Origin of the sequence: Streptomyces sp. NPDC020731, from assembly GCF_044334705.1 — a bacterium.
GTDB lineage: Bacteria > Actinomycetota > Actinomycetes > Streptomycetales > Streptomycetaceae > Streptomyces.
The window spans coordinates 210,378-225,065 of the sequence record NZ_JBIRTN010000003.1; the positions used below are offsets into that span (position 1 = coordinate 210,378).

The window sequence follows — 14,688 nt, forward strand, 5'->3', positions numbered from 1 at the left end:
GGAGGTCTGCCGCGCCCCGTTCGTCAACCTTCACCGGGCCCACCTCGCAGTGCGGCGCCGGTCCCCTGCGGCTTGTGGCCGGGGGTCCGGTCCGCGGTGGAGCCGCTGTCGGATGCGGCGTCGGCCGGGAAGACGGAGTGCGCCGCCTCTTCCAGGGCGAAGAGGCGGCGGGGGCGGGGCCGGCCGAGGGCGCCCAGTGCGGCGTCCGCCGCGCCGACGCCGCTGCGGACCGCACTCTCCATGGTCGCGGGCCACCCGGTGGCGGTCCACGCTCCGGCCAGGTACAGGCCGGGTGCCTTGGTGCGGGCGCCGGGCCTGAGGCGTCCGACGCCGGGGGCGGGAGCGAACGTGGCGGTGCGCTCCCGGGTGACGAAGAAGTCCTCGACCCGGGCGTCGCGGGTGCGCGGCAGCAGCCGCCGCAGTTCGGGCAGGTACCGCTCGCGCAGCGCGGCGACCGGCTCGTCGATGTCGTCCTGGGCGACGGACTGGGACAGCGCCAGGTACTGGCCGCGCCGCAGCCCGGACGCCTCGGTGCGGTCGAAGACCCACTGCACGGGGGTGCCGAGGGCGGCGAAGAAGGGGCGCCCGAGCACCTTGCGGTCGTAGACGACGTGCATGTTGAGGATCGGGGCGGTGCCGATGGCGAGCAGCCGCTCGGGGGCGTCGAGCGCGCCCGCGGGCAGCAGGCCGTACGCCTCGCGCTGCGGTACGGCGAGGACCACCGCGTCGGCGTGGATCGTCTCGCCGGGGACCCGGACGCTCCATCCCCCGTTCCCGTTCGCGGAGACGGAGGTGACCCGTGCACGGACCTCGGTACGCACACCCGCGGAGTCGAGCGCCTTGCGGGCGAGCCGGTCGTGCAGTTCACCCAGCGGCACTCGGGCCCAGCCGATGTCGGCCGCCGAGGGGTCGGACAGCAGACCGGTCTTGAACACCATCGCGGCGAGCGACAGGGACGTGTCGCCCGCGACCGCGTTGAGGGTGGCGACCCCGATCAGGTCCCACAGGGCCTCGACGGCGCGCGCCGACTGGCCGTGCGCGGTCAGCCAGCTGCCGAAGTCCTGGGCGTCCAGGGCCGGATCGGCGAGGTCGAGCCCCTTCAGCGCGAGCGCGGCCCGGACCGTCCTGGCCCGGTCGGCGAGCGACAGATGCGGATACGTGGCGAGGCCCCGGCCCAGATGCAGGGGTACGGGCAGCGCGTCGCGCCGCAGTCTGCCGAGCCGCCGCCCCTCGGGGCGCGTGACGTCGAGGACGGGCACGTCGAGACGGTCCTGCAGCGGTGCCAGCACCGCTCCGTCGATCCGGTCGAGGAACCAGCGGTAGGCGGTGCAGCAGCGCAGGTACACGTGCTGGCCGTTGTCGACGGTCAGCTCGCCGCGCTGGAAGGAGAAGGCGAGCCCGCCCAGGCGCGGCCGGCCTTCGAGCAGGGTGACGCCCACCCCGGCGTCGGCGAGTGCGAGCGCGGCGGTGACGCCGGCGAGCCCGCCGCCGACGACGACGGCGTGCCGTCCCGCCGGAACGGGATCGTCCGTGGGCGGCCCCGCGGAGCGTGTGCCGTGGCTCATGCGCCCTCCCCTGTCCGGCCGGTGTGCTGCTCGAACCGTGCGCGACCGGCCGTCTCAGTCTGGGACGCGGTGTCGCGGCGGAGGGTTGCCCGCCGCTTTCCGCCGGGGAGCGGGGTGCCCATCAGGCGCGCCTCCTGACGGTGCGCCTGCTCACGTGCCGGGTGTCCAGGCCGGACAGGCCGCGCACCGCGACGTACGCCTTCTCGCGTCCGGGCAGGGAGACCCGGCCGCGCAGTACCGCCTCGGGGTCGCGCTCGATGCGGTCCAGGAGCCGACGGTAGATGCCGGCCATGGCGGCGACGCAGGCGCCGCTGCGCCGGTCGAGCATGGGGAGCAGCCGGTAGCCCTCGGCGAAAAGGGCGCGGGCCCTGCGCACTTCGAAGTGCACCAGGCCCGCGAAATCGGAGCCCTCCGGTGGTGTCGGCCCGCCGAACCCGGCCGAGCAGCCGAACTTGGCGAGGTCGTCGGCGGGCAGGTAGGTGCGCCCGCCCTCGGCGTCCTCGCGGACGTCGCGGAGGATGTTGGTGAGCTGGAGGGCGAGGCCGAGGGTGTCGGCGTACTCGGGCGCGCGTTCGGCGCCGCGCGCGCCCGGCTCGGTGCCGAACACGCCGAGCGAGAGCCGTCCGATGGCGCCCGCGACACAGCGGCAGTAGACCTTGAGGTCGTCCCAGGTCTCGTAGGTCTCGCCGCGTACGTCCATCTGGACGCCGTCGATGAGTTCGTCCAGGCCGCCGAGCGGGATCGGGAAGTGCTCGGCGGCGTGGGCGAGGGCGACCGCGACCGGGTCGGTGTCGTCCTCGTCGACCGCGCCGTCGCGGACCCGGGTGAGCAGCGCCCGGGTGTCCTCCAGCCGGGCCACCTTGACGTCGTTCGCCAGCGGGCCGTCGCCGATGTCGTCGACGCGCCGGGAGAACGCGTACAGTGCCGACATCGCGCGCCGCTTGGACGTCGGCAGCAGCCGGATGCCGTAGGCGAAGTTGCGTGCCTGCTGTCCGGTGACGGCCTCGCAGTAGCTGTAGGCGGCGAGTACCGGTGCGGACGCGGGTGGTTGCGGCTCCACGGTCCGGATCACCCCTTTCCTCGCAGAGTCACGCCCGCCTCGCGCAGCAACTGGACCTTGCCGGGCTTGGGCGGGCCGGGAAGTACGTCGTATTCGGCGGCGGCGATCGCGTGGAGGGCCGCCCTTCCTCCCGCCACGAACCCCGCGAGCAGCAGTCTGAGCCTGCCGTGGACGCTACCCACCAGGGGGGCACCTTCATTCAGCAGCTCGCGGGCGCGTTGTGCCTGGTACGCGACCAGTGCGCGCACCGATGCGCCGGCGGTGGGTGCGGCGAGGTCCGCCTCCTGGACGTGGAAACGTTTCATGTCCGTGGCGGGCAGGTAGACGCGGTCGCGGCCGAGGTCCTCGGCGACGTCCTGGAGGTGTTCGACGATCTGGAGGGCGGTGCAGATGTCGTCGGAGCGGCGGACGCGCTCGGGCGTCGAGGTGCCGGTGACGGCGAGGACGAGACGGCCGACGGGGTTGGCCGACAGCTCGCAGTAGGCGAGCAGGTCGTCGTAGGTCTCGTACCGCTTGACGAGTTGGTCCTGACGGTTGGCGGCGATCAGACCGAGGAAGGGCTCGGGAGCCAGCGCGTGGCGGCGGACCGTCGGCCGGAGCCGGCGCAGCAGCGGATGGCGCGGCTCGGGGCCGGCCGGATCGAACACCCGGTGAAGGTCCGCCTCGAAGGCGTCCAGCACCACCAGCCGGTCGTCCGCCTCGTCCTCGGTCACCCCGAGGAGGCGGGCGTCGGTGCCGCCGGGGGCCAGGTCACCGTCACCGATGTCGTCGACCAGACGGGCGAACCCGTACACCGCCATGAGGTCGTCGCGCCAGGGCCGGGGCAGGAAGAAGGGGGCCACGGGGAAGTTCTCGGCGGCGGCCTTGTCGAGGGTGGCGCGCTCGGGGTCGACGGCACGCGCCGCGGCCACGGGCGTCATCGCGGACTGCCAGAGGCGGGGACGGCACACGCTGCGTTCAGCCGGGGAGTTTCCGTAGCCATTGCCGTCACATCTCCCGTTCTACACTGCTGACCCAATGCACACTATTTCGGACACGCCGCCCAGGCTTTCGCCGGACGGCATCGTTGGATGGTGTCGGGCATTATGGCCCTGATTGCCGCCTTTCGGGACCGGTACAGCTTACGTTGTACAACGCGGCACGTGACGGCGGGGGTCTCCGCGCAACACGACAACACACCGATCGGCATCAAGATTCCACGGAGCGGCCGGAGTTGACGTTTCCTTTGCAGACGCCGGGCCCCACCGGACAGTTCCGGCGGGGCCCTCCTGGCACCGGGCTACTTCCCCGTGAACTTCTCGTACTCCCTGAGCACCTCGTCGGTGGGTCCGTCCATGCGCAGCTCCCCGCGTTCCAGCCAGAGCACGCGGTCGCAGGTGTCGCGGATCGACTTGTTGTTGTGGCTGACCAGGAACACCGTGCCGGCCTGCTTGCGCAGCTCCCGGATGCGTGCCTCGGAGCGCTTCTGGAACTTGCGGTCGCCGGTGGCCAGGGCCTCGTCGATCATCAGGACGTCGTGGTCCTTGGCGGCGGCGATGGAGAAGCGCAGCCGGGCCGCCATGCCGGAGGAGTAGGTGCGCATCGGCAGGGTGATGAAGTCGCCCTTCTCGTTGATGCCGGAGAAGTCGACGATCTCCTGGTAGCGCTCCCGGATCTGCTCACGGGACATGCCCATGGCGAGCCCGCCCAATATGACGTTCCGTTCGCCCGTCAGGTCGTTCATCAGGGCGGCGTTGACGCCGAGCAGCGAGGGCTGGCCGTCGGTGTAGACCTTGCCCTGCTCGGCGGGCAGCAGTCCGGCGATGGCCCGCAGCAGGGTCGACTTGCCGGAGCCGTTGGAGCCGATCAGGCCGATCGCCTCGCCCCGGTACGAGACGAAGGAGACCCCGCGTACGGCGTGCACCTTGCGCACACCCCGCGCCGCGTCGTCCTTGCCCCGCTTCACGATGCGGCTGAGCGCCGCCGTGGCGCTGCCCTTGCCCGTCCTCGCGCCGTTGACCCGGTAGACGATGTGCAGGTCGTCCGCGATGACCGTGGGGATCTTCTTGTCGCTGGTGTCAGCCACGGCCGTATTTCTCCTCAGCCTTCCAGAAGTAGACGAACCCGATCACGCCGGCCAGCAGTGCCCAGCCCAGCGCGAACGCCCACACGTGCGGGGGCAGGTACGAGGAGCCGTAGTCGTCGATCATCGCGAAGCGGACCAGGTCCATGTAGATCGCGGCCGGGTTCCACTGCAGGACGTCGGCGAGCCAGGCGGGGACGTCCTTGTCGTGCAGCATCGCCGGGATGCTGAACATCACGCCGGACGCGTACATCCAGGTGCGCAGCACGAACGGCATCAGCTGGGCCAGGTCGGGCGTCTTGCTGCCCATCCGCGCGAAGACCAGCGCGAGCCCGGTGTTGAACACGAACTGCAGCAGCAGCGCGGGGACGACGAGCAGCCAGGACAGGGCGGGCAGGCTGCCGGAGGCCACCATGACGACGACGAGCACGATCATCGAGAACAGCAGCTGCTGGAGCTGCTGGAGCGCGAAGGAGACGGGCAGCGAGGCTCTGGGGAAGTGCAGGGCCCGTACCAGCCCCAGGTTCCCGGAGATGGCCCGCACACCGGCGAGCACCGAGCTCTGGGTGAAGGTGAACACGAACACGCCCGTCACCAGGAACGGCACGTAGACGTCCTTCGGGATGCCCCGGTTGGCGCCCAGCAGCAGACCGAAGATGAAGAAGTACACCGCCGCGTTCAGCAGCGGGGTCGCCACCTGCCACAGCTGGCCGAGCTTGGCCTGGCTGTACTGGGCGGTCAGCTTCGCCCGGGAGAAGGCGAGGATGAAGTGCCGCCGGTCCCAGAGCTGACGGACGTACTCCCTCAGGGACGGCCGGGCGCCGCTGACCGTGAGGCCGTACTTGGCGGCGAGCCGGTCCGCCGTCAGGCCCTCGTCGGGCGGCACGGGCGCGGTGACCGCGACCGTGCCGTCGTGCGTGGTCTCACTCACTAGTGGAAAACTTTCGTCCTCGAGATGCGCGGCCCGCGGGGCCTGGCATGAGCCGGGGAGCCTGGGTACGGCCCCGATGTTCCCGGATACGAGCTTGTCAGATGACGGGGGGCCGGCCCAGTCGGGTCAGCCGCCACACCGTACGCCACTTCATGGGCCGGCGGGGTCCGCAGGGGGTGGCCCAGCCCTCCCGGAATCCACCGAACCACGCCTTCAGCGCGGGGCGCGAGGGCCGGCGCAGGAGAGTGAGGAGCATCCAGACGCCCAGGTAGACCGGGACCAGGAGCGCGGGGAGGTTGCGGCGGGCCAGCCAGACCCGGTTGCGGGCGACCATGCGGTGGTAGACCGCGTGCCGTGAGGGGGCGGTGGTCGGGTGGTACAGCACCATGTCGGACCGGTAGTCGATCATCCAGCCGGCGTCGAGGGCCCGCCAGGCCAGATCGGTCTCCTCATGGGCGTAGAAGAACTCGTCCGGCAGCCCGCCGACCTCGGCGAGGACCTTGGTGCGTACGGCGTTGGCGCCGCCGAGGAAGGTGGTCACGCGGGAGGAGCGCATCGGGTCGGAGGCGCGCAGCCGGGGCACGTGGCGGCGCTGGGTGACCCCGGTCTCCGGGTCGGCGATGCGGAAGCTGATGATGCCGAGCGCCGGGTCGGCCGTGAAGGCCTCGCGGCACAGTTCGGCGGTGTCGTGGCCGGCGAGCAGGCCGTCGTCGTCGAGGAACAGCAGGATGTCGACGTCGGTGCCGCCGGGGCCGAAGGCCTCGATGCCGACGTTGCGGCCGCCGGGGATGCCGAGGTTCTCCGGCAGTTCGACGGTGCGGACGCCCTCGGGGACCTCGGGGACGGGCGAGCCGTTGCCGACGACGACGGCCCGGACCGGGTCGCCGTCCTGCTTGGCGACCGAGTCCAGCAGGGCGCGCAGCTCGTCGGGGCGGTTGCCCATGGTGATGATCACCGCGCCGACCTTCATGCCGGCGCTCACTTCAGCCTGCTGGAGGCGAGGACGGAGACCAGGTGCAGCAGGGTCTGCAGCAGGGCGATGCCGGCGAGGACGGCGGTGCCCAGGCGGGTGAAGAACAGGTCGCCCTGGACCGCGTCCGCGATCGCGAGGACCAGGATCAGCAGAGACGCCTCGATGCCGAGGATGAGCCGGTGGAACTGGAACGCGGCGGCGGCCCGGCGGGCCAGCGCCATGCCGGAGGAGCGCATCTCGGCGGCGGCCTCCTTCACCGGCGGCAGCCCGTTCTGGTGGCGGGCGACGCCGACGAGGTCGGTCTCGGCCTTGATCAGGATCGCGCCGAGGGCGGCCAGGGTGCCGAGGAAGGCCCAGAGCCAGTCGATCCGTCCGGAACCCCACGGGTCGGCGGCGCGCAGGCCGAGGCCGACCAGGACGGCCGCGTCGGTGAGGTAGGCGCCGACCCGGTCGAGGTAGACGCCGCCGAGCGAGTACTGCTTCCGCCAGCGGGCGATCTCGCCGTCGACGCAGTCCAGCAGCAGGTACATCTGGACGGCGACCACCCCGAGGACGGCCCCCGTGATCCCCGGCACCAGCAGCGCCGGGGCCGCGAGGACGCCGAAGACGGTCATCAGATACGTGAGCTGGTTGGGCGTGACCCTGGTGTTCACCAAGTAGCGGTCCACCCGCAGGGACACCTCTCGCATGTAGAGGCGCCCCATCCAGTGCTCACCGCTGCGCCGGTCCTTGACCCCCGGGGGGTGGACGACCGGACGGAGTTCAGCTACCGATGGCCTTGACATAGTCGGCGTAGACGTCCTTGATCTGTTCGGTCTTCAGGTCGAGATGTTCGAGGATGGTGAAGCGTCCGGGGCGGGTCTCCGGAGCGAACTCGACGATCCGGACGAATTCGTCCGGCGTGAATCCGATCTCCTCCGGCAGCACCGGAAGCCCGTGCCGGCGCAGCACCTCGGCCATGTGGGCCGATTCCTCGTGGGCGCCGCGCAGGTACATCGCGAAGGCGGCGCCCAGTCCGCACTGCTCGCCGTGGGCGGCGGCCCGCTTGGGGTGGAGCAGGTCGAAGGCGTGGTTGATCTCGTGGCAGGCGCCGGAGGAGGGGCGGGAGTCGCCCGACACGGACATGGCGATGCCGGTGAGGACCAGTGCCTCGGCCAGCACCTGCAGGAAACCGTCGTCGCCGACCCCGCCCGGGTGCCGCAGCACCGCCTCACCGGCCTGCCGGGCCATGGCGGCGGCCAGGCCGTCGATCTTCTCCCCGTTGACGCGGTGGGCCAGTTCCCAGTCGGCGACCGCGGAGATGTTGGAGATGGCGTCGCCGATGCCGGACCGCACGAAACGGACCGGGGCCTCGCGGATGACGTTGAGGTCGATGACGACCGCGATCGGGTTCGGTACGCCGTAGGAGCCGCGGCCCGCGTCGTTGTCGAGGGTCGCGACCGGCGAGCAGAGGCCGTCGTGCGCAAGGTTGGTGGCGACGGCGACCAGGGGCAGGCCGACGCGCGCCGACGCGAACTTGGCGCAGTCGATGATCTTCCCGCCGCCGAGTCCGACGACCGCGTCGTAGTGGCCGGCCTTTATGTCGCTCGCCAGCCGGACCGCGTCGTCGATGGTGCCGCCGCCGACCTCGTACCAGGTGGCACCGGGCAGCGAGGGCGCGATCCGCTCGCGCAGCCGGGCGCCCGAACCGCCGCTGACGGCGATGGCGAGCCGGCCGGACTGCGAAATGCGCTCGTCGGCGAGGACACAGGCCAGGTCGTCGAGGGCACCCGGGCGGATGTCCACGACGACCGGCGAGGGGATGAGCCGGGTCAGTACTGGCACGCGATCTCCCGTCCGCGGGCGAGATCGTCGTGGTTGTCGATCTCCACCCACTTGACGTCGCCGATCGGCGCCACGTCGATCCGGAAGCCGCGGTTCACCAGTTCCTGGTAGCCGTGCTCGTAGAACTGCTGCGGGTCGGTCTCCCACACGGTCTTCAGCGCGTCGGCCAGCTCGGCGGCGGCGTCGCCCTCGATGAGGGTGACGCCGATGTACTCACCGGTGGCCTCGGCGGGGTCCATCAGCTTGGTGATCTTCGTCATGCCCTTCTCGGGGTCGACGACGACCTTCATCTCCTCGTCGGCGAGCTGCTTGACCGTGTCGAGGGCGAGGATGATCCGCTTGCCCTCGCCGCGGGCGGCGAGCAGGGTCCTCTCGACGGAGACCGGGTGCACGGTGTCGCCGTTGGCGAGGATCACGCCGTCCCGGAGGGCGTCACGGCCGCACCACAGGGAGTAGGCGTTGTTCCACTCCTCGGCCTTGTCGTTGTCGATGAGGGTGAGCTCGAGGCCGTACTTCGCCTCCAGGGCCGCCTTGCGCTCGTACACGGCCTCCTTGCGGTAGCCGACGATGATCCCGACCTCGGTCAGGCCGATCTCGGCGAAGTTGCCGAGGGTGAGGTCCAGGACCGTCGGTTCGCCCTCTATGCCCGCGGGCCCCACCGGCACCAGCGCCTTGGGCAGGCTGTCGGTGTAGGGGCGCAGACGCCGTCCGGCGCCGGCCGCCAGCACGAGGCCGATCATGCGGGTTCTCCTTCATCGTGTACGGCGGGCGCCCCTGCGGACGCCCAGAAGCGGATGCTCTCGACGAGCACCAGCAGGGCCACGGCCACGGCGAGGACCGTGAGCGCGACCGTGAACTGCGAGGCGGTGAGCACGGCCGCCAGGACGGCGACCGCCAGGGTGCGTCCCTCGTGCCCCCCGATCACCCGCACCAGCCAGCGCGGGGACGCGCCCGCGTTGCCGCGGATGCGGTAGACCGTGTCGTAGTGATGGTAGGCGACCGCGGCCACCAGGCCGTAGGCCGCGGGAAGGGCTCCGTTCACGTCCGCGTCGGCCGCCAGTGCCAGGACGGTGCCGTACTCGGCGGCGCGGAAGAACGGCGGGACCAGCCAGTCGAGGGCGCCCTTGAGGGGGCGGGCGACGGCGACGGCGGAGGTCAGGACGTAGCCGCAGGCGGCGACGATCGTCCAGGGGCCGCCGAAGCCGGTGAGCACGGCCGTGGCGACGACGGCGAGGCCGCCGAGCAGTGCCAGCACGGGGGCGGTGAAGCCGGGCAGGCGCCGCGCGGGGTTCCTCAGCGGGCCGGTGAGGGCCTGGGCGAGCGGGCCGGAGTCGGCGAGGTCCGCGAGCGCCTGTGCCGCCCGGTCGGTCCGCTTCGCCTTGCGGGTCAGCGAGCGCAGGACCCGGCCCGCCGTGGTGTACGTCGCGGCGAAGGCGCAGCCGATGAGCAGGGCGTAGAAGGTGATCCGGGGGGTGGTGACGGCCGTGAGGACGGCGATCATCGCCCAGCGTTCGCCGATCGGCAGGACGATCATGCGGCGCAGCCAGACCGTCCAGCCGACGCTGTCGAGCTTGTCGGAGAGGGCGGCGGTGGGGCTCGCCAGCGACAATTCACCGAGCGCGGTGGCGTCGTGGTTGGCCTCGTTGAAGGAGAAGTCCACGACGTGCCGGCAGGTCTGCAGGACCATCGCGCCCAGGGCCAGGGCCCACACGTCGTCGCCACCGCGGGCGGCTCCGAGGGCGAGGCCGGCGTAGTAGGCGTACTCCTTGGCGCGGTCGAAGGTGGCGTCGAGCCAGGCGCCGAGGGTGGAGTACTGCAGGGAGTAGCGGGCGAGCTGGCCGTCGGTGCAGTCCAGCACGAAGGAGGCGAGGAGCAGCGCGCCGGCGGCGACGAAGCCGCCGCGGGTGCCGGTGGCGGCGCAGGCCGCGGCTATGAGCGCGGTGAGCAGGGAGGCGGTGGTGACCTGGTTGGGGGTCAGTCCGCGGCGGGCGCACCAGCGGGCGATGTAGCGCGAGTACGGGCTGATGAAGTAGGTGGTGAAGAAGCCGTCGCGGGCCTTGACGGCCGACTTCAGACGTACGGCCTCGTCGTCGACGGCGGCGACGGCCTGCCGGGCCTCGTTGCGGGTCTGGGGGTCGCCGGGGACGGTGGCGACGAGGCTGCCGAGCTCGGGGCGGTGCACGTCGGCGCCATCGGTGCCGAGGACGGCGACGAGGCGGTCGGCGATGCTGTCGACCAGGATGGTGCCGCCGGCCGGCTCGGCGGTGGCCGCGTAGTTCTCGCGGGCCAGCGCGCGGATCAGGGCCTGGCGGCCGGCCGGCTGGGCGGTGACGGCGCCGGGGATCGCGGAGAGCGGGAAGCGGGGGTCGGTGAGGCCGAGGCGCAGCGCGTGCGCGTGGCCCACGAAGCGGGCGTCGACCACGGCGACCCGTTGCCCGGCGGGCACCCCGGCGAGCAGGGTCTCGGCCTCGGCGGTGCCGGACGCGATCCGTACGTCGAAACCGAGGGAGCGCAGATCGCCCTCGAGTGACGAACCGGGGACCGGCTGGCCGGTGAGGATGGCGGTCGACAACCGAATCTCACTCCCTGGGCGCCGACGCGTCGACGCCGGTCATGTACACGATGAGGCGCCCGTGCGGGGCCTCCGGGCGGCATGTCGGCAGAGGTTATCGGATGCCCGGAAGCCCGCGTTCACCGCCCGTTCGACGACTGGAGCGGCATGGTTCGCCCGCGCGCCTCTGCCGCGATCATCATCGGTGATGGGAGGCCCGGCCCACAAACCGCCGTACCAGAACGGGACATATGACCCAACCCAGCATATTGGGGACTGCGGGGTCCGCTCGGCATAGGGTGGGCGACCATGACATGGCTGATCACCGGCGGGGCCGGTTACATCGGGGCACATGTGGCGCGGGCCATGACCGGTGCCGGGGAGCGGGTCGTGGCGCTGGACGACCTCTCGGCCGGGGTGCCGGCACGGCTGGCCGCCGACGTACCGCTGGTCAGGGGCTCGTCGTTGGACGGCGAGCTGCTGAAGCGGGTGTGCGCGGAGCACGAGGTGACGGGGGTGGTGCACCTCGCCGCGCGCAAGCAGGCCGGCGAGTCCGTGGCGCAGCCGACCCGCTACTACCGGGAGAACGTGGGCGGCCTCGTGACGCTCCTGGACGCCGTCGCCGACGCCGGCATCGAGCGCTTCGTCTTCTCCTCGTCCGCGGCCGTGTACGGCGACCCCGGTGTGGATCTCATCACGGAGGACGCCCCCTGCGCCCCGGCGAACCCCTACGGCGAGACCAAGCTCGCCGGGGAGTGGCTGGTCCGGGCGGCGGGCCGGGCGCACGGCATCGACACGGTGTGCCTGCGCTACTTCAACGTGGCGGGGGCGGCGGCGCCGGAGCTGGCCGACACCGGCGTCTTCAACATCGTGCCGATGGTCTTCGACCGGCTCACCCGTGACGAGGCCCCGCGCATCTTCGGCGACGACTATCCGACGCCGGACGGCACCTGCGTCCGTGACTACATCCACGTGGCCGATCTGGCGGAGGCGCATCTGGCGGCGGCCCGGGGGCTGTCCGAGGGGAACGTCACGGGAGACCTGACGGTGAACATCGGCCGCGGCGAGGGCGTCTCGGTGCGCGAGCTGATCACCGTCATCGGTGAGGTCACCGGCGACACCCGGGCCCCGCTCGTCGAGGACCGCCGCCCCGGGGACGCGCCCCGCGCGGTGGCGTCGGCCGCCCGCGCGGCCGAGCAGCTCGGCTGGACCGCCCGGCGCTCGGTGCCCGAGATGATCGACTCGGCATGGCGGGGGTGGCGGCTGCACCACGACCGCCGAGCGGGCGCACGACGCCTGCCCACCTCCTGACCTGCGGGTCGTTTGTGCAGGTCAGGGCACATGACAACGGTGTTCAGTGCCGCGTTGCGGATACCCCCTCCCCGTAGTTGACTGTGATCCGGACGGGGTCACGGGAAGGGGCGTTTCATGGGGGCTGGGCACGATCACGGGCATGCGCACGGCGCGCCCGCCGGCGGTACCGCGAGTGCGGCGTACCGCGGCAGGCTGCGGGCGGCGCTGGCGATCACGCTCGGGGTCATGGTCGTGGAGATCGTCGGCGGGGTGCTGGCCGACTCGCTGGCGCTGGTGGCGGACGCCGCCCACATGGCAACGGACGCCCTGGGGCTCGGCATGGCCCTGCTCGCCATCCACGTCGCGAACCGCCCGCCGAGCGAGCGCCGCACCTTCGGGCTGGCCCGCGCGGAGATCCTGGCCGCGCTGGCCAACTGTCTGCTGCTGCTCGGCGTCGGCGGCTACGTGCTGTACGAGGCGATCGAGCGGTTCGTCACCCCGGCCGGCACCGAGGGCGGGCTGACGATGGTGTTCGGCGCGATCGGCCTGGTCGCCAACATGGTGTCGCTGACGCTGCTGATGCGCGGGCAGAAGGAGAGCCTGAACGTGCGCGGCGCCTTCCTGGAGGTGGCGGCGGACGCGCTCGGCTCGGTCGCGGTGATCCTCGCCGCGCTGGTGATCCTGGCCACCGGCTGGACGGCCGCCGACCCGATCGCCTCCCTGGTGATCGCGGTGATGATCGTGCCCCGGACGTGGAAGCTGCTGCGCGAGACCCTGGACGTGCTGCTGGAGGCCGCGCCCAAGGGCGTCGACATGGGACAGGTACGGGCGCACATCCTGGCCACGGACGGCGTGGAGGACGTGCACGACCTGCACGCCTGGACCATCACCTCGGGGATGCCGGTGCTCTCCGCGCACGTGGTCGTCAGCTCCGACGTCCTGAACGCCATCGGGCACGAGAAGATGCTGCACGAGCTGCAGAACTGTCTGGGCTCCCACTTCGACGTGGAGCACTGCACCTTCCAGCTGGAGCCCGGCGGGCACGCGGAGCACGAGGCGCGCCTCTGCCGTTAGGACCGGTCCACACGCGCCTGCCGCGCGCCGATGCGCCGGGGAACGCGGCCCTCCGCCCCCGTGGGGGCGTCCCGGGGACATGCGGGCGTGTCAAGGAGTGCCGGGAGTGCCGGATTCGTGCGGCAGACTTGGGGCGCGAAGACCGAGTGAAGGATGGGTATGCCGATCACACCTGCCACCGCGACGAACAGCCCGTCGAGCGGCACCGCCGAGCCGATTTTGCTGGAACTGGTCGACGAGGACGGCGTGACGATCGGCACCGCGGAGAAGCTCGCCGCCCACCAGCCGCCAGGGCGGCTGCACCGGGCGTTCTCGGTGTTCCTGTTCGACGAGCGCGGGCGGCTGCTGCTGCAGCGGCGTGCGCTGGGCAAGTACCACTCCCCCGGTGTGTGGTCCAACACCTGCTGCGGTCACCCCTACCCCGGTGAGGCGCCGTTCGCCGCGGCGGCCCGGCGGACCTTCGAGGAGCTGGGCGTCTCCCCGTCGCTGCTCGCCGAGGCGGGCACGGTCCGCTACAACCACCCGGACCCGGCCTCGGGCCTGGTGGAGCAGGAGTACAACCACCTCTTCGTCGGCATGGTGCAGTCGCCGCCGCTGCCGGATCCGCAGGAGGTGGCGTCCACGGCGTTCGTTACCCCGTCGGAGCTGGCGGAGCGGCACGCGAGGGACACCTTCTCGGCCTGGTTCCCGACCGTCCTGGACGCGGCCCGCCCGGCGGTCCGCGAACTGACGGGCCCGTCGGCGGGCTGGTGACGGTTACGGCAGAGGGGTGGGCTTGAGCGGCAGGGCGGCCCAGATCACCTTGCCGCCGGTGGCGGTGTGCTCGGCGTCGCACGCCCCGCCCGCCTCGCGGGTGATCTCCCGCACCAGGAGCAGTCCGCGGCCGCCGGTGCGAGCGTGGTCGGTCTCCAGGGCGGTCGGCCGGTAGGGGTGATTGTCCTCCACGGACACCCGGACCCACTCGGCGCCGACGGCGACCTCGACGGCGAGCGTCGGGGACAGCAGCGCCGCGTGCCGTACGGCGTTGGTGACCAGCTCGGAGACGATCAGCAGCAGTCCCTGCACCACGTCGTCCGCGACCGGCACCCCCTGGCGCAGCAGCAGGTCCCGCACGGCGTGGCGGGCCTGCGGGACCGAGGCGTCGACGGCCGGGGCGGTGAACCGCCAGACACCTTCGTACGGTAGCTGATCGCCGCTCTCACGCTCGATTGTCACCACACGTCGAGTGTTGGTACCGATCGGCCCCACACCTCGGCACTGAACAGAAGTCAGCGGTTATCGAGCGTTTCCGACCGTCTGTGCTTGACCCGGTCGCTTACGGGACCGTTCCGGCCCGCCCTGTGTCGGAACGGTGA

The 14,688-nt window shown here is 72.0% G+C and carries 15 protein-coding genes; 3 read left to right on the top strand and 12 right to left on the bottom strand.

The window, feature by feature from the left end; all coding sequences use genetic code 11:
- Positions 1 to 23: 23 nt before the first annotated feature.
- The 11 genes from hpnE to ACH4VX_RS06110 all read right to left on the bottom strand — a co-directional run bounded on the left by hpnE (position 24) and on the right by ACH4VX_RS06110 (position 10,987).
- A complete protein-coding gene (gene hpnE / locus ACH4VX_RS06060) occupies positions 24 to 1,565 on the bottom strand; it encodes a hydroxysqualene dehydroxylase HpnE (protein WP_398366121.1) in 1,542 nt (513 codons plus the stop codon).
- Positions 1,562 to 1,687 (bottom strand): DUF6380 family protein, encoded by a 126-nt coding sequence (locus tag ACH4VX_RS06065; RefSeq protein WP_398366122.1) that lies wholly within the window; start codon positions 1,685 to 1,687, stop codon positions 1,562 to 1,564. Before ACH4VX_RS06065 ends, hpnE begins: the two co-directional genes overlap by 4 nt.
- Complete coding sequence (gene hpnD, locus ACH4VX_RS06070; RefSeq protein WP_398366123.1) at positions 1,687 to 2,637, bottom strand: presqualene diphosphate synthase HpnD; 951 nt, start codon at positions 2,635 to 2,637, stop codon at positions 1,687 to 1,689. Before hpnD ends, ACH4VX_RS06065 begins: the two co-directional genes overlap by 1 nt.
- Entirely contained in the window at positions 2,634 to 3,545 is a 912-nt protein-coding gene (hpnC, locus tag ACH4VX_RS06075) for a squalene synthase HpnC (RefSeq protein WP_398366124.1), read from the bottom strand. The genes hpnD and hpnC overlap by 4 nt, the downstream gene beginning before the upstream one ends.
- 359 nt (positions 3,546 to 3,904) lie before the next feature.
- Positions 3,905 to 4,690, bottom strand: coding sequence for an ABC transporter ATP-binding protein (locus tag ACH4VX_RS06080; protein WP_398366125.1), 786 nt, complete (start codon positions 4,688 to 4,690; stop codon positions 3,905 to 3,907).
- Entirely contained in the window at positions 4,683 to 5,618 is a 936-nt protein-coding gene (locus ACH4VX_RS06085) for an ABC transporter permease (protein WP_398366126.1), read from the bottom strand. Before ACH4VX_RS06085 ends, ACH4VX_RS06080 begins: the two co-directional genes overlap by 8 nt.
- Before the next feature lie 97 nt (positions 5,619 to 5,715).
- Positions 5,716 to 6,588 carry a glycosyltransferase family 2 protein gene (locus tag ACH4VX_RS06090; RefSeq protein ID WP_398366312.1) on the bottom strand — a complete coding sequence of 291 codons (873 nt, stop codon included), beginning with the start codon at positions 6,586 to 6,588 and terminating at the stop codon, positions 5,716 to 5,718.
- An 8-nt stretch (positions 6,589 to 6,596) separates the two neighbouring features.
- Positions 6,597 to 7,376, bottom strand: a complete 780-nt coding sequence (locus tag ACH4VX_RS06095; RefSeq protein WP_398366127.1) for a CDP-alcohol phosphatidyltransferase family protein — start codon at positions 7,374 to 7,376, stop codon at positions 6,597 to 6,599.
- Positions 7,354 to 8,415: an iron-containing alcohol dehydrogenase family protein gene (locus tag ACH4VX_RS06100; RefSeq protein ID WP_398366128.1), complete on the bottom strand. Its 1,062-nt coding sequence runs from the start codon at positions 8,413 to 8,415 to the stop codon at positions 7,354 to 7,356. Before ACH4VX_RS06100 ends, ACH4VX_RS06095 begins: the two co-directional genes overlap by 23 nt.
- On the bottom strand, positions 8,403 to 9,155 hold the full coding sequence (locus ACH4VX_RS06105; protein ID WP_398366129.1) for a sugar phosphate nucleotidyltransferase: 753 nt from the start codon (positions 9,153 to 9,155) through the stop codon (positions 8,403 to 8,405). Before ACH4VX_RS06105 ends, ACH4VX_RS06100 begins: the two co-directional genes overlap by 13 nt.
- The gene (locus ACH4VX_RS06110) at positions 9,152 to 10,987 is read right to left on the bottom strand and encodes a DUF5941 domain-containing protein (RefSeq protein WP_398366130.1); all 1,836 of its coding nucleotides are present in this window, start codon (positions 10,985 to 10,987) and stop codon (positions 9,152 to 9,154) included. The genes ACH4VX_RS06105 and ACH4VX_RS06110 overlap by 4 nt, the downstream gene beginning before the upstream one ends.
- Positions 10,988 to 11,275: 288 nt before the next feature.
- Between ACH4VX_RS06110 and galE the strand changes: the two genes are divergently transcribed.
- From galE to idi, 3 genes are all read left to right on the top strand, one after another.
- Entirely contained in the window at positions 11,276 to 12,277 is a 1,002-nt protein-coding gene (gene galE, locus ACH4VX_RS06115) for a UDP-glucose 4-epimerase GalE (RefSeq protein ID WP_398366131.1), read from the top strand.
- A gap of 117 nt (positions 12,278 to 12,394) precedes the next feature.
- Complete coding sequence (locus ACH4VX_RS06120; RefSeq protein WP_398366132.1) at positions 12,395 to 13,333, top strand: cation diffusion facilitator family transporter; 939 nt, start codon at positions 12,395 to 12,397, stop codon at positions 13,331 to 13,333.
- A gap of 159 nt (positions 13,334 to 13,492) precedes the next feature.
- A complete protein-coding gene (gene idi / locus ACH4VX_RS06125) occupies positions 13,493 to 14,086 on the top strand; it encodes an isopentenyl-diphosphate Delta-isomerase (RefSeq protein WP_398366133.1) in 594 nt (197 codons plus the stop codon).
- A 3-nt stretch (positions 14,087 to 14,089) separates the two neighbouring features.
- Here idi and ACH4VX_RS06130 read toward each other — a convergent pair whose 3' ends face one another.
- Positions 14,090 to 14,551 (bottom strand): ATP-binding protein, encoded by a 462-nt coding sequence (locus ACH4VX_RS06130; protein ID WP_398366134.1) that lies wholly within the window; start codon positions 14,549 to 14,551, stop codon positions 14,090 to 14,092.
- Positions 14,552 to 14,688: the final 137 nt, after the last annotated feature.